Raw genomic sequence first — 18,316 nt, 5'->3', positions numbered from 1 at the left:
ACAGTCCCTCTCAGGCGTTTGCGGAAAGTTCGGACCAGATGTCCCCCATCCGCTCGCAGAGCTTGCGGTAAAGCCCATAGCGTCGGTCGTAATGGGCACGCATGGCCGGATCGGGATCGAAATGGTCGCGCGGACGTGTCATTGCCGCTATCGCGGTTTCGTAGTCGCCGAACTGTCCTGTACCGACGCCCGCGCCGATGGCTGCCCCCAGCGCGCCGGTTTCGCGCGCCTGGGCGGTCGCGACCGGAAGGCCCAGCCCGTCCGCAAAGATTTGCGGCCAGTGCGCGCTGCGCGCGCCTCCACCCGACATGACCGCTTTCGTCACCGGCAATCCGGCACCGGCCAAAACCTCGAGATGGCGCCGGTGTTCGAACATCACGCCTTCGAACAGGGCGCGCAGCACGTGGCCTTCGCCATGCCAGCCGGCAAGACCATAAAAGCCCGCGCGGTATTCCGCCCCCTCGCCCGAACCGTAAAGATAGGGGTGAAAGAGCGGATCGTCCGCACGCGGCGATATCGCCGCGATGCGGTCGTTGCAGAACCCGAACGGATCGTCCGTATGCCCGCCGCGTTCGACGAATTCGCGGACATACCATTCGAGATTGGCCGCTGACGTGGCACTCGATTCGATATTGACAAAGCGGCCCGGCCCGAATGCAGAAACCATAAACACATCCGGATCGTTGACCGGCACCCCGGAGAAGACCTGGTTGATCGACCACGTGCCCGCGATGATCGATGCGTCTCCAGCGGCCACGACACCGGACCCCATCGCGCTGGCGATCACGTCGAAATATCCCCCGATCACCGGCGTGCCCACGGCCAGGCCGGTGGCTTCGGCGGCTTCGGGCGTGACCGCGCCGACGATCTCGCTGGGGTCGACAAGACGCGGCAGAAGCGCCCGCGCGTCCTCAAGACCATAAAGGGCGAGCAATTCCTCGTCGTATCGGGCTTCAGGCAACTGCAACAGGCCGCACCCCGACATGTCCGAAATGTCGCTGACCCGTTCGCCGGTAAGCTTGAAGGTGATGAAATCCTTGCACAGCAATACGGTGCCGGTCTGCGCATAGAGTTCGGGCGCATAACGCTTGACCCATGCCAGAAGCGTCGGCGTCTGCGATAGCCACGGCATTTGCCGGCAGATGGCGTGGAAACGCTGGCCGTTCTCGCGCTTCATCTGCGCCGCCAGCGCCGCGGCCCGGCTGTCGAGGGATTGGATGCCAAGCAGCGGGTCACCCGACCTGTCGACGAGATAAAGCCCGTTGCCATGACCGGCACAGCCGATCCCGGCGATCTGGCGCGCGTCGATTCCCGCGCTTTCGATGCAACCGCGGATCGCCTGTCGGGCGTTCGCCCACAGCTCCCCCAGATCGCGCTCCACATGACCCGGCTCGGGCGTCGAGGACTGCCCGTCGAGCGCATGCATGGCGCATTGCCGTCCTTCGAGGTCGAACAGCACCGCCTTGATGACGGTATTGCCCGCATCGAGCCCCAATAGATAGGTCTTGTTGTCAGCCACGATTGTATACGTCCCAGGCTTCTTCGCCGCCGGCGCCCTGATGGATGATCGCCATCAATGCGTTGACCACGGCTTTGGGGTTGTCATGCTGATAGATATTGCGGCCATAGACCATGCCTTTTGCGCCCTGTCCCATGAGTTTGGCGGATTTTGCCAGGACCACCTTGAGATCCTCCTTGCCGCCGCCGCGTACCAGAACGGGTACCCGCGCCGCCTCGATCACGCGATGGAAGTCGTCGGGATCGTCGGTGGGGTCGGCCTTGATGATGTCGGCGCCCATTTCGCTCGCGAGCCGCACGAGCGTCACGATCTTGTCGGCGTCGCCATCGACCTGATAGCCACCGCGCACCTCGTTGGGGAGCATGACGAGCGGCTCGATCATCAGCGGCATGCCGTATTTATGGCAGGCGGCGCGCACGCGGCTGATGTTCGCGACACACTGCCGGAACAGGTCCGGCTCGTCGGGCAGCATGAAAAGGTTGACCACCACACATGCGGCATCCATTTCCAGCGCCCCGATGATCGGTTCATCGGCATTCTGGAGTAAGGACCACATCACCCGGTGGCGGCGGTCGTTATAGGGATTGCCCATATCGATCCGCATGACCAGCGCCGGCTTGTCCCGCTCCGGGCGGCTTTGCAGAAGGTCAGCCTGACCGTAGGCCATCTGGATGGCATCCGGTCGCGCCCCGATCAGTGTATCCACGACGCCCGCCATGTCTTCGAGCCCGACAAGAAAGCTCGGTTCGTTGCAGACGCCATGGTCGATGGCGACATCGAGGCAGCCGCCATTGTTGAACATCCGGTTCATACGGGCCTTGGTGCTTATGCGCATTCGGTACTCCTTGAATGGGTTCGGTCTTCGAGCATTGCCGGGCTGACGCCGTAATAGGTTTCGAGCTCGGCTGTGAGATCGGCCACCTCGCGCGCCAGGCGGTCGCCAGTCCAGCCGAGTTCGGCTGCCGCAACCTCGCCAATCCGCGTAATGTGATTGGCGTTGAGGACGCCGGTGATCGCGAGATCCGTGCGGCGCAGCACCAGGTCGCCGAGCCGCAACGCGCGCTCGTGCTGGACCAAAAAAGCGATCTCCGCCGCCGTGATCTCGGTCGCCCCGTCGAGAGAAACGTCGTCCGGGCGCGGTATGCAAAAGGCCAGCACGGCGCGCGCGCGGGTCCCGTAGGCATTGACGAGATGGGCGGCCCGCACCGCCGAAATGCCGAACGTCCCGGCAAGGTCGCGTTCCAGAACCCCCGGATCCTCCGGCATGCCCCCTCCACCGCCGATTGGCAGCGCCAGCGTGTCGTGCACTCGCGCCACGCCCAGTTCGGCAAGCACCGCGTCGGCGGTTTGCTCGGCAAACGCCCGGAAGGTCGTCCACTTTCCGCCCACCATGCAAAGCTGCGGCGGCGTGCCTTCGACCCGCACGGTGGAGTGCCCCCGTGAGATACGGCCAGTGAAGTCGTGATCGCTCATGGGTAGCGGGCGGATGCCGCTATAGCTGAAGACCACCTGCCCCGGATCGAGCGGAATACCGGGGAAGATCCGCCCGAGCGAGGTCAGGATATAGTCGCATTCGTCGTCCTCGCACCGGACCCGCGTCGGCGCATCGACCCGGATATCGGTCGAGCCGGCCAACACCTTTCCCAGATAGGGAAAGACGATGCAGACGCGGCCATCCGCATTCTCGAAAAAGATCATATGACCGCCCAGCGCATCATGGAGCACGGGATTGTCGAGGATAAGGTGCGAGCCTTTGGTCCCCGAAACCAACCGTTCGGGCAGCTCCGCGCCGGAGAGCGCGCGGCCGGTATCGTCGATCCAGGCCCCCGTGGCGTTGACGACGATCCGCGCCGTGGCCGCAAAGCGCTCGCCGGAGATCGTATCGGTGATCTCGAACCCGTCGCCCACGCGGGCAATCTCGGCGTAATTGAGCGCAACCGCCGAACGGTTCTCGCGCGCGGCGTCGAGAACAAGTTCAAGGCCTAGCCGCTCCGGATGACTGATCCAGGCATCGTAGTAGGTTGCCGAAAAGCGTAAATGCGGTGTGAGACCCGGCCATCTGGCAAAGGTTGCCTCCGCACCGCGAAATTCGTGCGTTGGCATGAGCCTGCGTTTGCGTGTGACCCAATCATAAAGCGCCAGACCGATCTTGACGGGCAGCGCGCCGCGCTGCGCGGGACGGCTCTTGCCGCCGAAAAAGCTGACCGCGGCATTGAGCAATCCGGAGAATCGCGACGCAATCGGAATCGTGGTGGGCAGCGGCCGCACCATATGAGGCGCGTTGAGCAAGAGCGCATCGCGCTCGCGCAGGGACTCCCGGACCAGCCCGAACTCGCCATTTTCGAGATAGCGCAAGCCGCCGTGGATCATGCGGGACGGCGCGGCGCTGCAGCCCGAGCAGAAATCGTTCCGCTCGACCAGAAGGACGCGAAGCCCCTGCAGCGCGAGATCACGGAAGACCCCTATACCGTTAATCCCGCCGCCGACGACGATCACGTCGAAGTCGCCGGTCCGGCGGGCACTCTCTACAATGTCGTCCCTAGATTCAGGCATAGCTCTACCGTTCACCGCCAATGTGTGCGGCGTCCGTGGTCCTCAGGTTCGTTTTCGATTGGGCTCAGGCGTCGAGATCGGTCAGATGCGTCTTGGCGGCCTCGCTGATGGCGTTGATTTCCGGTTCGGTGAGGCGGATGCGTCCCGCCCCGGCATTTTCCTTGGCCTGCGTGGCGTTTCGTGCGCCGCAAAGCGAGAACGTGATGCCCGGCTGCTGCAGGGTCCAGGCGATCACGATTTGCGCCCGCGTGGCACCGTGGGCCTCGGCCACAGGATCGATCGCCTGCATCAGGCACGCGACCTTCTCGCGGTTGGCGATGGAGAAGCGGGGATTGTCCTTGCGCAGATCGTCGCCGGTGAACACGCGGTCCGGACCGATCTTGCCCGACAGCAGTCCCAGGGCCAAAGACGAGTAGCTGAGGACCGAGACCTCATGCGCCATGCATTGGGGCAGAAGCGTCTCCTCGAGACCACGGACGACCATCGAATACTCCTCCTGGATCGCATCCAGCTGACCGGCAGCCAGATACGCATCGAGATCGTCGCGCGAGATATTGCTGGCGCCGATGGCGCGGATTTTCCCATCCGCCTTCAACCGCTCAAGCGTCTCCATCGTTTCGGCGATCGGGGTGGTGGGGTCCTGCCAGTGCGTGATGTAGAGATCGATATAGTCCGTCCCCAGCCGTTTAAGGCTCTGTTCGACCTCATAAATGATCGCATCCTTGCCGAGGTAACGATGCACCGGCATGTCGCCCACATCGAAGAAATGATTGCCCTTCTGCGTATGCCAGACGAGCCCGCATTTGGTGGCGAGCACCACCCGGTCGCGCTGTCCTTTTATCGCTTTGCCCACGATCTCCTCGGCAACACCCTGGCCGTAGGCAGGCGCGGTGTCGATGAGCGAGACGCCCTCGTCGAGCGAAGCCTTGATCGCGTCGATGGACTGCGCCTCGTCGGTGCCGCCCCACATCCAGCCGCCGATAGCCCATGTCCCCAGGCCGACGGCGGAAGCGGTGATACCGGAGGCGCCAATGGGACGGGTGAGCATTTCATGCAACATGTTGAGAGCTTCCAATCTTTTTAAGAACCGCCGTGGCGGTCTGTTCGTCGACGATGAGCGAATTGAGCCTGCGGCCGTTGAGTACGGCCTCGATGGGCTCCACCTTCTCTGCGCCCGCGGCGACACCGATGACGCGGGGGCAGGTGCAGAGTTCGGACGGATCGAGCGCAACAAGGCGGGAATTGAGCGGGTAGTCGGCCAGCGTCCCGTCCCGCTTGACGAGGTGGGCCAGGAATTCCGCAGCTACGCCGCTTTTCACCAAGTGCTCGCGTCCGGGATTGGGCGCGGGATGCAGGTCGTAATAGCTCGAACCGGGCGCGGTGATGGACCCCACACCCACCAGCGCGACCGCCGCGCTGCGCGCCAGATCGAACACCTCTTTGATCGATCCCATCTGCATGAGCATGTCGCGCTGCTCGCGGCTCTCGGCAAATAGCGGCGCATGCAAAAGCATGGCCTTGCCACCAAGGCGCTCGGCGATGCGCGTGGCGAGATGGTTGACGTCTGTATAGAACTTGCCCTGAACGCCGCCGGTCAGAGGCACGACGGTTACGTCGAACCCGCGCTCCGGCTCAAGATGCTCGGCAACCGCGCTGACGGCCTTGCCGCCCGTGATCGCGATCACGTCCCCATCCCGGATGGTTTCGAGGAGATGATTGGCCGCAGCGCGGCCGACCTGCTGAAGGGTTGTGTCCGGATTGCCCGAAACCGTGGGGGCGACAATGGCGCTGCCGAGCCCGCTGGATTGAATCAGCGCGTTCTCGAGATCGACCAGTCCCTGATACGGGCTTTCGATGGCGATTTTGACCATCCCGAGACTGCGCCCCTGGGTAATCAGGCGGTTCACCTTCGAGGTGGAGAGATTGAGCGTTTCGGCGATCTCCGATTGCTTCCTGCCTTCGATGAAATGCAGGACCAGAACCGTGTGGATTTGCCGGATCAGCTCGAAATCGTCTCTTCGTACAGCCATCTTCGTTTCACCAGTGTTCAGAGGAAATGCTCAGCCGCGCCGCTTGTTGATGTAATGGTCTATGGAAACCGCCGCGAGCAGAATGGAGCCGCGAATGATATCTTGCCAATAGACCGACACGTCCAGAAGGGCGAGCGAGGAGGATACGACAGACAGCAGGACCGCGCCCAGAATAGCACCGAAAATGGTGCCCGAACCGCCCGAAAGGCTGGCGCCACCGATCACCGCCGCGGCGATGACGTTGAGTTCCATACCGATGCCGAAAGTCGGCTGGGCCGAACCGAACCGGGCCATATAGATGACACCGGCGACGCCGCACAGTGCCGAGCATAGCGTGGTGGTGAGGAAGACAACCTTCTTGGTCCGGATGCCCGAATAGGCCGCGGCCTTCTCGTTGCTGCCGGTATAGAACACCTTGCGAAAGAGCGTGGTGCGCCGAAGCATGAAGTCGAAGGCGATAACCACCACAAAGAAGATGACGATGACCACAGGGATCACGCCAATGGCCCCCTGGCCGATGAACTTGAATTCCGGGGGCAGCGTGAAGAGCCCGAGCGGACGCCCGCCCGTGCCCAGGAGGCAGGCCCCGCGCGCAATCACCATGACCGCCAGCGAGACGATGAAGTGATGCAGGCCCACCTTGGTGACGAAAAACCCCATCGCCGCGCCGATACCAGTGCACGCCAGGATGGAAATGGCCGACGCGCTCCAGGGGTCCATGCCCGAAAGGAACAACAGGCCCGCGATCACCATGGCGAGCGCGGTTACCGAGCCCACTGAAAGGTCGATGCCACCCGAAATCAGCAGGATGGTCATGCCGACCACCACGATCCCCTCCACGGCGAACGCCATAGTCATGGCGCGAATGTTCACCCAGGTCAGAAAATAGGGCGACGCGAAGGACATCACGATGAACAAGGCCAGGATGATCGCGATCAGCCCGGTCTCCCGCATCTTGAGGACCTTTCTGATCAATCGTCCGATGTTTCCGGGCTCGGGCTGTGCGCCTGCCGGGCTAAGTGCGTTTTCTGCTCCCATTTCGACCCTCATGCCGTCTTGGCTTGTTCTTGTTCGATGGACGCCAGATACATGATGTTCTCCTCCGTCATATCGGCGCCGCTGACTTCGCCGGCGATTTCGCCTTCGCGCACCACGAGCACGCGGTCGCATACCCCGATGAGTTCGGGCAGTTCCGAAGAGATCACCAGAATGCCGACACCCTCTCGGGCGAGATTGCGCAGGATGCGATGGATCTCCGCCTTGGCGCCCACATCGACGCCGCGGGTGGGTTCGTCGAGGAAGATCACCTTGGGCGCGACCGAAAGCATCTTTGCGAGCGCGACCTTCTGCTGATTGCCTCCCGACAGCGCCGAAGCCGGTTGCCCGACATGGCCGCATTTGAGATTGAGCTCACGCCCCAGCCTCATGGCCTGTTCGGCCTCGCGATGTTCATTGATCACCCCCAGCCGCGAGGCAACCTGGCTCACATCGAGCGCCGAGACATTTGCCGCAATCGACATGTCGAGAAACACGCCCTCGCCTTTACGGTCCTCGGAGAGGTAGACGATGCCATTGTCGATGCTGTCCTGATAATGCCTGAGCTCAAGCGCCTGCCCGTTGAGCCGGACCTCGCCGGTCACCTGGCCTTCCAGCCGGCAGATCCCCTTGACGATCTCGCTTCGGCCCGCCCCGATGAGCCCAGCGAGACCGAGAATCTCGCCACGCCTGAGCGCGAACGAGACGTTGCGGAAGCGCGTGGCCTCGGTGAGGTTTTCGACCTCGAGGATGACCGCGTCGGATTTCTCGTGGGCCTGCTGCTTTTCGGGATAGAGGTTTTCGATAACGCGCCCGACCATGGCCGCGACCACGTCTTCGGGCGTGATGTCCATAACGTCACGCGTGGTGATGTAGCGGCCGTCGCGAAAGACCGACACGCGGTCGCAATTGTCGAAGATCTCCACCATACGGTGGGAGATGTAGATGATGGAAATGCCCTTATCGGCCAGATCGCGCATGATGCCGAAGAGAATTTGCGCTTCCTTCTCGGTCAGCGCCGCGGTGGGCTCATCAAGGATCAGGACGCGGCAATCGAGCGTGAGCGCCTTGGCGATCTCGACGAGCTGTTGCTGGGAGATCGAAAGATCGCGCACGAGACGGGTGGGCGGGATATCGCCGAGGGTACGCAGCACGGTTCCGGCGCGCGCCTCGAGATCTCCGTAGTCCATCAATAGGGTTTTGCTCAGATTGGTTGCGGCCATGAAGATGTTTTCGGCCACCGAGACATCCGGGCACAGGGCGATCTCCTGATGCACGAAGCCTATGCCCAGCCGCTGTGCCGTGGCAGGGGAAGCGATGGAGACCTTCTGCCCGTCGAAATGGATCTCGCCGCTGTCGGGCTGCAGGATGCCGTCGATGATGTTCATCAGCGTGGACTTGCCAGCACCGTTCTCGCCAGCGATGGCGTGGATCTCCCCCTTGCGCAGCTCGAAATCGACTGCGTCGAGCGCCCGGATGGGCCCGAAGGACTTGCTGAGCTTGGAAATTTTCAGGATCAGGTCGGTTTCCATGGCCGTGCCCGCTGCCTTGCCTTCGGTTTGGGGGAGAACTGCCCGCGCACAAAGACTGGAGCGCGCGGACAGCGTTGTTTGAAAGTGCGGCCCTTAGCTCGGGTCGCGGCCTTCCATGTACGCGTTCAGATCGAAGGCGTCGGCGTTTTCCTGCGTAATGACCGCAAAGCCGTTGTCGATGAACGGGATCTGCATCGGGTTGTAGCCGGAGATCTGATAGTCGTTGAACGGATCGATCATGTCCGGATGCGCGGCGAGGAAAGCCGTCATGAAGCCCATAAAGCCCTGCATGCCCTGATTGGGGTTGAGCGCCATATGGATATTGCCCGCCTTGATATGCTCGAGCGTGGTGGGCGTAACGTCCGCATGCATGATCAGGACATCCGCATCCGCTTCAAGAACGGCGGCGACGGCGCCTTCGGCCGAACCGGCCTCGGGAATCCACAAGGCGTCGAGCTCGGGATTGGCCTGAAGGATGGAGGCCGTTGCCCGATAGGCGGCATTACTGTCCTGGTTGGTTGCCTGACGGCCGACCAGCTCCATATCCGGATAGTTCGCTTCCATGTAATCGATCAGGGCCGTGACGCGCAGATCGTGATTGCTCTGGCCGGGATTTTCGAGCACGGCGTACTGCCCGCTTTCCCCCACCTGGGCAACGATCTCCTCGGCGGCGAATGTGGCCTCAGCCACATTGTCCGAAGTGATATAGGCCGTACGGTTCGACTTCGGAGAGTCGGCAGCGAAAGTCACGATCTCGACGCCGTTTTCGATGGCGCGGTTGATCGGCTCGATGAACGGATCGGACTGCATGGGGTGCAGCAGAATACCCGCCGGCGCCTTCACCAGATCCTGCTCGAACGACGCGATCTGCTTGGTGATGTCATAGTCGGGCGTCCCGGAGAACACCGTCTCGCAGCCCATAGCCTCCGCAGCTTGCTTGAAGCCTTGATAGACCGGCACCCAGTAGGGATGCCCGGACACCATCACGTTCATGATGTAGGTCTCGCCCGGCTCGCACTGAAATGCGCTCTGCGCCGAGGCGCTCCCTGCCGTGCCCAATGACACGGCGACAACCACCGAGGCCGCGACCCCGGGTAACACGAACCTTTTCATAATACTCCTCCTTTTGGGCCTTGCCCTTGGGGCCGATCCTCACTCCAATCGGCCCATTATGCAAGAAATTTCAGCATTCAGTATTTATTGCATTCACACACCTAACCGACGCCAAAAGCGGAGTCAACAAAAATGATATTTATTCCGTAACTTGAAATTTATTTCAGTTTCGACCGGGACCGACGCCGCGCGGCTTCGCACGCAAAAAGGGGGCTGGCTCGATGAGCCAACCCCCTGTCCGAAACTGGGTGAACCGCGTTAGGGCACGAGCAACAATAAGTGCGTCGGATCGCGCCGGGATTTTTGGTCCTGGCCAGGAGCGATGAGCCGGGAATATCGAGACATTTCCGGCTCGGTCGCGACGCCGCCAGGGACAAAAAGACCAAGCGAGGCGACGCAGTTATTGTGGCGAGTGTCCTTACATCAGTTCACGAGACCCTTATGCGGCGAGATCACCGTGAGGGTCGAGGACGAACTTGACCGCAGCGCCCTGATCGAAGGTCTCATAGCCTTGCACGGCGTCTTCGAGCGAGATGATCCGGGCGTTGACGATGTCCGCGATGGGTAGCCGGTCGTGCAGAATGGCCTGCATCAGCTGCCGGTTGTATTTCAACACCGGCGTCTGTCCCGTATGGAACGACTGGGCCTTCGCCCACCCCAACCCGAAACGCAGCGACAGGCTGCCTTGCTTGGCGGCGTTGTCGACCGCGCCGGGATCCTCGGTCACATAGAGACCCGGAATGCCAACCGAACCTGCCGCGCGCGTGATCTCCATCATCTGGTTGAGCACGACCGCCGGCTGCTCGCCGCCGGAATGGCCCACAGCCTCGAAACCCACCGCGTCGATGGCGCTGTCGACCTCGTTCGTGCCCACGACATCGGCGATCAGGTCGCCGAGCCTATCGCTCCTGGACAGATCGATGGGCTCGAACCCGACCTTGGCGGCATGCGCCAGCCTGTCCTTGTTGAAATCGCCAATCATGACCACGGCAGCGCCAAGGATGCGCGCGGAGGCCGCGGCGGCGAGCCCGACGGGACCGGCTCCGGCCACATAGACGACCGATCCGACCCCGACCCCCGCCTTGACCGCACCGTGAAAGCCGGTGGGCAGGATGTCCGAAAGCATAGTCAGGTCGCGAATCTTGGAGAGCGCCCTGTCGCGATCGGGGAATTTCAAGAGGTTGAAGTCGGCGTAGGGCACCGTGACGTAGCGCGCCTGCCCACCGATCCAGCCACCCATGTCCACATATCCGTACGCGCCGCCGGCGCGGGAGGGATTGACCGTCAAGCATACGCCCGTGTCTTGCTCGCGGCAGGTACGGCAGCGCCCGCACGCGACGTTGAAGGGGACGGAAACCACATCACCGATATCGAGCATCTCGACATCGGCACCCTTTTCGACCACTTCGCCAGTGATCTCGTGGCCAAGCACAAGCCCTTCCGGCGCGGTGGTGCGGCCCCGCACCATGTGCTGGTCCGATCCGCAGATATTGGTCGAAATGACCTTGAGAATGACTGCGTGCTCGATGCGCCGGCCATCGGGCGCTTCGAATTTGGGATCGTCAATGTCCTGAACTTCGACCTTGCCCGGCCCAAGATAGACAACACCACGGTTCTTGCTCATCGCTTCTCCTCCTGTTTTGCCGCCAATTGCCCGGGACACACCTGTTCCAGTCTAGCAGTCAATAGTTCGAGCAAAGCACAACCGAGGTTAGAGGCGCCAACATGTGCGCGAATTTGTGCGTCGCAAAAATGCCATTCAGCATTCGGGCAGATTGACGGCCAGCCCGCCCTGGCTCGTTTCCTTGAATTTGGTGTTCATGTCTTCCCCGGTCTGCCGCATCGCCTCGATGCAATTGTCCAGCGGCATGAAGTGCGAGCCGTCGCCGCGCAGCGACAAAGACGCCGCGGCAACCGCCTTGGTGGCGCCGATACCGTTCCGTTCGATGCACGGCACCTGCACCAGCCCCGCGACCGGATCGCAGGTCATTCCCAGATGGTGCTCAAGAGCGATTTCGGCAGCGTTCTCGATTTGCGCGGGCGTCCCGCCGAGGACCGCGCAGAGCCCGGCAGCCGCCATAGCCGCGGCAGACCCGACCTCACCCTGACATCCCGCTTCCGCGCCGGAAATCGAGGCGTTGTGTTTGATCAACCCGCCAATCGCCGCAGCGGTCAAAAGGAAGTCGGAGACTTTCTCGGGGTCGGCGCCATGGCAGTGATCGAGATAATAGCGCAGCACGGCGGGGACCACGCCGGCGGCGCCGTTGGTGGGCGAGGTTACGACCTTGCCCCCGGCCGCGTTTTCCTCGTTAACCGCCATGGCGTAAACGCTCAGCCAGTCCGAAGCGGCGTGCGGCTGGCTCGAATTGGTGTGCCGTTCGGCCACCAGCGCATTGTGAATGCTTTTCGCCCGCCGCCGGACGTGAAGGCCACCAGGGAGCTCGCCTTCCTGTGCGAGGCCGCGCTCGATACAGCCATCCATGACGGACCAGAGCCGCGCGACACCGGCTTCCACCTCTTCCGGCGCGCGCAACATCGCTTCGTTCGCGCGCTTCATCGCGGCAATGGTGAGGCCGCTCTCGCGCGCCATACGCAGCATTTCCGCGGCATTATTGAACGGGTACGGCCATTCGGTGACGTCCGGCGCGGCGGCGGCCTTGAGCTGTTCGCGCTCCTGGGCGGTCACGACGAAACCGCCGCCAATCGAATAATAGGTTTCCGAGACCAGCACCGCGCCAAGCGCATCCAGAGCCGCATAGACCAGCCCGTTCGCATGCCCGGGGAGAGGCGGGCCGTAGTCGAAAACAATATCTTCGGCAGGGTCGAAGGCGAGCTGCGGCAAACCGTCGGGATGCAACGTATGGGTTTCGTGCAATTGCTCGAGCTGACGTTCGGCCACATCCATGTCGAGTTCCGCAGGCTGCCAGCCGAGCAACCCGAGCGCCACCGCGCGGTCGGTTCCATGCCCCTTGCCAGTGAACGCGAGGGAGCCGTAGAGCGTCGCACGCAGGCGAACGGCATTCTGGCTGGCCGGCGATTGGCGCAGCACATCGAGAAAGAGCGTTGCCGCCGTCATCGGCCCCATGGTGTGGGACGAGGACGGTCCGATGCCGATCTTGAAAACGTCGAATACACTGAGGAACATGGCATGCCCCGTCGCGGAAGCCTAACCGGTGGGCGCACCCCATGTGCGCCTGCGCCCTAAGCAGGTTCCGCAAAAGTGCGTAGCGGTTTTGCGACAAGAACCTGCGACAAACTAAAGAAAAACCAAGCAGGCATTCGTGGGGTAACCCATGAATGCCTGCTTAGGACCCGATCAACTATAGATCGGAAATGTGCGACAAAGTTTCTGAACTTCGGCGAGCACTTCGCTCTCGACAACCGGATTGCCCTCCCCTCCGCTGTCCGCCAGCGCATCGATGACCCGCAGGATCAATTCCCCGACGCGGCGGAATTCGGCTTCGCCAAAGCCGCGCGTGGTTCCTGCGGAGGTCCCGAGGCGCACGCCGGAGGTTACGGCGGGTTTTTCCGGGTCGAAGGGAATGGCGTTCTTGTTGCAGGTCAGCCCCGCGCGTTCCAAAGCGTGCTCTGCATCGCGCCCCGTGACCCCTTTCGGCCGCAGGTCGACGAGCACCATATGGCTGTCCGTTCCGCCCGATACGATGTCCAAACCCCCCGCAATCAGCGTGTCGCTGAGCGCACGCGCATTGGCGAGAACGTTCCGGGCGTAGGTCTTGAAGTCGGGCCGGAGCGCTTCGCCGAAGGCGACGGCCTTGGCGGCGATCACGTGCATCAGGGGGCCGCCCTGATTGCCCGGGAACACGGCCGAGTTGATCTTCTTGGCCAGCGCCTCGTCATTGGTGAGGATCATGCCGCCGCGCGGCCCGCGCAACGTCTTGTGCGTCGTCGTGGTGACGACATGCGCGTGCGGAATCGGATCGGGATAGACACCCGCCGCGATCAGCCCGGCATAATGGGCCATATCGACCATGAGATAGGCCCCCACCTCGTCGGCGACCTTGCGGAAGGCTGCAAAGTCGATCTCGCGCGGATAGGCCGAGGCACCGGCGATAATGAGCTTGGGCCGCGTTTCCAGCGCTTGCGCACGCAGCGCGTCGTAGTCGATCAGCTGATCGCTTTCACGAACGCTATAGCTCACCACCTCGAACCACTTGCCCGACATGGTGACGGGCGAACCGTGCGTGAGATGGCCGCCATGGGCCAGCGACATGCCCATGATACGGTCGCCGGGCTGGAGCAGGCTGAAGAAGACGGCCTGGTTGGCTTGCGCTCCCGAATGGGGCTGCACATTGGCATAGGCAGCACCGAAGAGTTCCTTGGCGCGCGCGATGGCGACGGTTTCGACCTCATCGACGAATTCGCAACCGCCGTAATACCGCCGTCCCGGATACCCCTCGGCGTATTTGTTGGTCAGCACCGACCCTTGCGCCCGCAGCACGTCTTCGGAAACGATGTTTTCCGAAGCGATCAGTTCGATCTGGTCCTTTTGACGGCCAAGCTCGCGCGCGATTGCCGCGGCTATGACCGAATCCGTCAATGCCATATGGGACTGGCTCAATGTCACGATGGTCTCCTCCCAAAACTCATTTGTTTGTCGCGCTTTCGAACCGGAAAAGTGGTGCCCGCTTTTCCTGAAACCGCTCGAGTCAGATGCCCAGTTCGATCTCGCGGCCGGCGGCTTGCAACAGGTGCCAGACGTGCTCGGAAAACGAGTGCCAGACCTCGATACGGAAGCGGTCCTCCGCCTCGCGCAGCAGGACGATCTGGGCCTTGTCGAAAAGCGTCCGCCGGCCGCTGCCAACCGGCATGGCTTCCACGTCGAACGCGATCGCCGATTGCAAGGCAAGCGCCGCCTCGCGACCCTCGACCGCAATGCCGACCTCGCGGTGACTGATGTCGGTGAGGCTATGAATCTCACGCCCATAGAGATCGCCGAAACTCTTCTCGACGACCTCCTTTTCGGCCGCCGGCGCCAGGAGATACCATTCGTCAGGCCCCAGGCAGATTGCCGTCTTTTCGCCCGAAGAGGTCAGCCCGCCAATGGCGCCTGGCAGTTCCAATCCGAACACCGCCGAGGCCGCATCGCGCCGATCCGGGTCGATCCGCAGGCTGAACCGCGCGCAATCGGGCACAGGGCGGATCGTGAATGGAGACGCCTTCAGGACCGTAAGCTCCTGCCCCTCCAGAGGGTGGTGGTAATGCATGATCGCTTCTCCTATGCGCTCAGGCGCGCGTTCTCGGGGTCGTAGAACACCGTTCCGGTGATCGTCGCCCGCAGCGTACTGTCCGGCATCGGGATATGGACGGTCTCGCCCATGCGCGCCTGCCCACCCTCGACAACGGCGAGAGCGATCGACCGGCCAAGGCTTGCGCTCCAGTACGAGGACGTGACATGCCCGACCATCGTCATCGGCAGGCTTTGGTTGGGATCGAAGACGATCTGCGCCCCTTCCTCGAGAACCACTTTGGGATCTTCGGTCAGGAGCCCGACGAGCTGCTTGCGGTCCGTCTTGAGCATATCGGGACGCGTGAGCGAGCGTTTGCCCACGAAATCGGGCTTCTTCTTGCCAATGGCCCAGCTCAGCCCCGCATCCTGAGGCGTCAGCGTGCCGTCGGTATCCTGCCCGACAATGATGTAGCCCTTCTCGGCGCGCAAAACGTGCATCGTCTCGGTGCCATACGGCGTGATGTCGTAGGCCTGACCGTCCGCAAAGAGCTTTTCCCAAACCGCCCGGCCATAGCGTGCCGGCACGTTGATTTCGTAGCCGCGCTCCCCGGTAAAACTCATCCGGAAGAGCCGTGTCGGCACACCGCAAATGCGTCCCTCGGCCACCGACATATGCGGGAAGGCCTCCTCGGACAGGTCGATCCCCTCCACGAGAGGTTCGATCAGCCTGCGGGCGTTGGGACCGTTGAGCGCGATCACAGCCCACTGCTCCGTCGTCGACGTCAGCCAGACCTTGAGGTCGGGCCATTCGGTCTGGAGATAGTCCTCCATCATCTGGAGCACACGCGCCGCGCCACCGGTCGTCGTGGTGACGTGGAAGCGGTCCTGCGAGAGCCGTCCGATGACACCATCGTCGCGGATGAACCCGTCTTCCCCGAGCAGCAAGCCATAGCGGCAGCGGCCCGGCGCCAGCTTGGTCCAGGGATTGGTGTACATGCGGTTCATGAACTCGGCGGCGTCCGGGCCGACGATTTCAATCTTGCCCAGCGTCGACGCATCGAAGATGCCGAGCGACTTGCGCACCGCCGCGCATTCGCGTGCGACAGCGGCGTGCATATCCTCGCCAGCCTTCGGGAAATACCACGCCCGGCGCCAGAGCGACACCGGCTCGAAGGCCGCGCCCTGCTCCTCGGCCCAGCTATCGATCGAAGTCTTGCGCGTCACTTCGAACAACCGCCCCCGGCTGTAACCGGCGAACGTGCCGAACGTCGTCGGCGTATAAGGCGGACGGAACGTGGTGAGGCCGACAGCCGGAGCCGGACGCTTGACTGCATCCGCTGCGATGGCAAGCCCGTTGATGTTGGAGGTCTTGCCCTGATCGGTCGCCATGCCTGTGGTCGTATAGCGCTTGACGTGCTCGATCGACTTGAAGCCCTCGCGGACGGCGAGGCGGATATCCTTGGCGGTCACGTCGTTCTGGAAATCGACGAAAGCCTTGGCTTTTCCAGGGTTCCTGTCGGTGGGCAACTCGCGGCTGCTAATGCCAGTCAAATCGAACTCGCCCGTAACCTCGTAGCTCTCTGCAACCGCCTCGAAACCGGCATCTCCCGCAGCCTCGGCGCCCGCCTGCGCCCCTTGCGCAAGCGCATTGCCGAGCCCAAAGGCCCCATTGCCCGCACCCGCGCAGCGGGCGTTTTCAGTGTGCTCGCCCGGAAGAAACGTCTGCTCACTCTCGTTCCACTCGAGCTTACCCTTTGTGTGGGAAAACAGATGAACGCTCGGATTCCAGCCGCCACACATCAATAGGGCATCGCACGCAATCTCGCGGGCAGACCCGCTGCTACCGCCGATCGGTATAGCCCGGACGGAATTGACGCGGAGGCGACCCTTGGTGCCGGCCACGGACCAGCCAGTGAGGGTCTCGATGCCCAACGACTGCGCCTGCGAGAGCAAGTGCTCGGACACGCTGTGTCGAATATCGATGATCGCCGCCACCTTGACGCCCGCCTGCGCGAGGTCGAAAGCCGTCAGCCAGGCGCTGTCGTGAGAGGTAACGACCACCGGACGGTCGCCGACCTTGACGCCATAGCGGTTGAGATAGGTTCGCGCCGCGCCGGCAAGCATCACGCCCGGACGGTCGTTGCCGTCGAAGACCAGCGGCTTTTCGATGGCGCCCTGGGCGAGAACAACCTGTTTCGCCCGCACCTTCCACATCCGCTCGCGCGGCGCGCCTTCGGGGACGTCGGCAAGGTGGTCGGTCAGCCGCTGGCAAAGGCCGACGAAATTCTGGTGATAGTAACCGATAGCGGTCGTGCGCGGCAGCAACGTCACGTTATCGAGTGCCTGCAACGCCTCAACGGTCGCTTCAAGCCAGTTCCATCCGGACTGACCGTCTATGCCGGCATCGGTTTCCGAAAGCAGCGAACCGCCAAGCTCGCAATGCTCATCGACGATGATGACCTTTGCCCCACTGCGGCCGGCTGCCAACGCCGCCGCCAAACCGGTCGGACCGGCGCCAACGATCAGGACGTCGCAATGGGCGAAACGGCTGGCATAGGTGTCCGGATCCGGTTCCTTAGGCGACACGCCCAGGCCTGCGGCCCCACGGATAAATGGCTCGTAGACCTTGTTCCAGAAGGACTTCGGCCACATGAAAGTCTTGTAGTAGAACCCTGCCGGGAACGCCATGTAGAGCGCGTCGTTGATCGCGCCGATATCGCGCTCGAGCGATGGCCAGTGGTTCTGGCTGGTCGTTTTGAGCCCGTCATAGATCTCGAGAACCGTGGCGCGCGTGTTGGGTTCGCAGCGGGCAGGGCCGTGCTCGACCCCCACCAGCGCATTCGGCTCTTCCGAGCCAGCCGACAGGAAGCCGCGCGGCCGGTGGTATTTGAACGACCGGCCAACGAGGTGAACGCCGTTGGCCAGAAGCGCCGAGGCCAGCGTGTCGCCCTCATAGCCCGTGTAGCTGGTGCCGTTGAAGGTGAAGCGGACGGGCTTGTCGTAATCGACGCGGCCCTTCCCGGATAGACGATACGTGCTCATGACCGGGCGTCCTCGAGTTCTGCCTCACTCGGGCGCGGTTGCCCGATCTTGTAGGTCATTTTGAATTTGTCGGTGACGGTATCGCGCGCGGCGTTGAAAAAGCGCGCGCAGCCGTGGATGTGCCGCCAGCGCTCGAAATGCAGGCCGCGCGGGTTCGAACGGATGTAGAGGTAATCGCGCCACTCGTCGTCGGTGAGCTGCGAGGGATCCTCCGGACGCGCAATGTGCGCCTCGCCGGCATACATGAACTCGACCTCGGGATATTCGCCGCCGCAATGGGGGCAATGGATCAAAAGCATGGCGT

At 62.7% G+C, this 18,316-nt stretch carries 14 protein-coding genes; all 14 read right to left on the bottom strand.

Annotated elements, in window-relative coordinates; genetic code table 11:
- Positions 1-10: 10 nt before the first annotated feature.
- Positions 11-1,519 (bottom strand): FGGY-family carbohydrate kinase, encoded by a 1,509-nt coding sequence (locus LG281_RS13265; protein WP_404401436.1) that lies wholly within the window; start codon positions 1,517-1,519, stop codon positions 11-13.
- Positions 1,512-2,354, bottom strand: coding sequence for a class I fructose-bisphosphate aldolase (locus LG281_RS13260; RefSeq protein ID WP_404401434.1), 843 nt, complete (start codon positions 2,352-2,354; stop codon positions 1,512-1,514). Before LG281_RS13260 ends, LG281_RS13265 begins: the two co-directional genes overlap by 8 nt.
- Positions 2,345-4,072, bottom strand: coding sequence for a glycerol-3-phosphate dehydrogenase/oxidase (locus tag LG281_RS13255; RefSeq protein WP_404401432.1), 1,728 nt, complete (start codon positions 4,070-4,072; stop codon positions 2,345-2,347). Before LG281_RS13255 ends, LG281_RS13260 begins: the two co-directional genes overlap by 10 nt.
- Positions 4,073-4,136: 64 nt before the next feature.
- On the bottom strand, positions 4,137-5,132 hold the full coding sequence (locus LG281_RS13250; RefSeq protein ID WP_404401430.1) for an aldo/keto reductase: 996 nt from the start codon (positions 5,130-5,132) through the stop codon (positions 4,137-4,139).
- Positions 5,122-6,102, bottom strand: coding sequence for a sugar-binding transcriptional regulator (locus tag LG281_RS13245; RefSeq protein WP_404401428.1), 981 nt, complete (start codon positions 6,100-6,102; stop codon positions 5,122-5,124). The genes LG281_RS13250 and LG281_RS13245 overlap by 11 nt, the downstream gene beginning before the upstream one ends.
- 30 nt (positions 6,103-6,132) lie before the next feature.
- Positions 6,133-7,056 carry an ABC transporter permease gene (locus LG281_RS13240; RefSeq protein ID WP_404406751.1) on the bottom strand — a complete coding sequence of 308 codons (924 nt, stop codon included), beginning with the start codon at positions 7,054-7,056 and terminating at the stop codon, positions 6,133-6,135.
- 92 nt (positions 7,057-7,148) lie between these two features.
- Positions 7,149-8,669: a sugar ABC transporter ATP-binding protein gene (locus tag LG281_RS13235; RefSeq protein WP_404401426.1), complete on the bottom strand. Its 1,521-nt coding sequence runs from the start codon at positions 8,667-8,669 to the stop codon at positions 7,149-7,151.
- A gap of 93 nt (positions 8,670-8,762) precedes the next feature.
- Positions 8,763-9,782, bottom strand: coding sequence for a substrate-binding domain-containing protein (locus LG281_RS13230; protein WP_404401424.1), 1,020 nt, complete (start codon positions 9,780-9,782; stop codon positions 8,763-8,765).
- A 439-nt stretch (positions 9,783-10,221) separates the two neighbouring features.
- Complete coding sequence (fdhA, locus tag LG281_RS13225; RefSeq protein ID WP_404401422.1) at positions 10,222-11,406, bottom strand: formaldehyde dehydrogenase, glutathione-independent; 1,185 nt, start codon at positions 11,404-11,406, stop codon at positions 10,222-10,224.
- A 135-nt stretch (positions 11,407-11,541) separates the two neighbouring features.
- Entirely contained in the window at positions 11,542-12,927 is a 1,386-nt protein-coding gene (locus tag LG281_RS13220) for an L-serine ammonia-lyase (protein ID WP_404401420.1), read from the bottom strand.
- 171 nt (positions 12,928-13,098) lie between these two features.
- Complete coding sequence (gene glyA / locus LG281_RS13215) at positions 13,099-14,346, bottom strand: serine hydroxymethyltransferase (RefSeq protein WP_404406749.1); 1,248 nt, start codon at positions 14,344-14,346, stop codon at positions 13,099-13,101.
- Between the two features lie 103 nt (positions 14,347-14,449).
- Positions 14,450-15,007, bottom strand: a complete 558-nt coding sequence (locus tag LG281_RS13210; RefSeq protein WP_404401418.1) for a sarcosine oxidase subunit gamma — start codon at positions 15,005-15,007, stop codon at positions 14,450-14,452.
- An 11-nt stretch (positions 15,008-15,018) separates the two neighbouring features.
- Positions 15,019-18,012: a sarcosine oxidase subunit alpha gene (locus LG281_RS13205; RefSeq protein WP_404401416.1), complete on the bottom strand. Its 2,994-nt coding sequence runs from the start codon at positions 18,010-18,012 to the stop codon at positions 15,019-15,021.
- On the bottom strand, positions 18,009-18,311 hold the full coding sequence (locus LG281_RS13200; RefSeq protein WP_404401414.1) for a sarcosine oxidase subunit delta: 303 nt from the start codon (positions 18,309-18,311) through the stop codon (positions 18,009-18,011). The genes LG281_RS13205 and LG281_RS13200 overlap by 4 nt, the downstream gene beginning before the upstream one ends.
- Positions 18,312-18,316 lie beyond the last annotated feature (5 nt).

The sequence above is a fragment of the Pelagibacterium halotolerans genome, assembly GCF_044811015.1.
In the GTDB taxonomy this organism is placed as follows: Bacteria; Pseudomonadota; Alphaproteobacteria; order Rhizobiales; family Devosiaceae; genus Pelagibacterium; species Pelagibacterium halotolerans_A.
The sequence above is the reverse complement of the archived record's forward strand: the minus strand, read 5'-3'. Positions and strand labels throughout refer to the sequence as shown.

Excerpts from the sequence above, each read along its gene's own strand:
- LG281_RS13260 (WP_404401434.1), bottom strand. The coding sequence starts at position 2,354 with ATGCGCATAAGCACCAAGGCCCGTATGAACCGGATGTTCAACAATGGC.
- LG281_RS13255 (WP_404401432.1), bottom strand. The coding sequence starts at position 4,072 with ATGCCTGAATCTAGGGACGACATTGTAGAGAGTGCCCGCCGGACCGGC.
- LG281_RS13250 (WP_404401430.1), bottom strand. The coding sequence starts at position 5,132 with ATGTTGCATGAAATGCTCACCCGTCCCATTGGCGCCTCCGGTATCACC.
- LG281_RS13245 (WP_404401428.1), bottom strand. The coding sequence starts at position 6,102 with ATGGCTGTACGAAGAGACGATTTCGAGCTGATCCGGCAAATCCACACG.
- LG281_RS13240 (WP_404406751.1), bottom strand. The coding sequence starts at position 7,056 with ATGCGGGAGACCGGGCTGATCGCGATCATCCTGGCCTTGTTCATCGTG.
- LG281_RS13235 (WP_404401426.1), bottom strand. The coding sequence starts at position 8,669 with ATGGAAACCGACCTGATCCTGAAAATTTCCAAGCTCAGCAAGTCCTTC.
- LG281_RS13230 (WP_404401424.1), bottom strand. The coding sequence starts at position 9,782 with ATGAAAAGGTTCGTGTTACCCGGGGTCGCGGCCTCGGTGGTTGTCGCC.
- fdhA (WP_404401422.1), bottom strand. The coding sequence starts at position 11,406 with ATGAGCAAGAACCGTGGTGTTGTCTATCTTGGGCCGGGCAAGGTCGAA.
- LG281_RS13220 (WP_404401420.1), bottom strand. The coding sequence starts at position 12,927 with ATGTTCCTCAGTGTATTCGACGTTTTCAAGATCGGCATCGGACCGTCC.
- glyA (WP_404406749.1), bottom strand. The coding sequence starts at position 14,346 with ATGGCATTGACGGATTCGGTCATAGCCGCGGCAATCGCGCGCGAGCTT.
- LG281_RS13210 (WP_404401418.1), bottom strand. The coding sequence starts at position 15,007 with ATGCATTACCACCACCCTCTGGAGGGGCAGGAGCTTACGGTCCTGAAG.
- LG281_RS13205 (WP_404401416.1), bottom strand. The coding sequence starts at position 18,012 with ATGAGCACGTATCGTCTATCCGGGAAGGGCCGCGTCGATTACGACAAG.
- LG281_RS13200 (WP_404401414.1), bottom strand. The coding sequence starts at position 18,311 with ATGCTTTTGATCCATTGCCCCCATTGCGGCGGCGAATATCCCGAGGTC.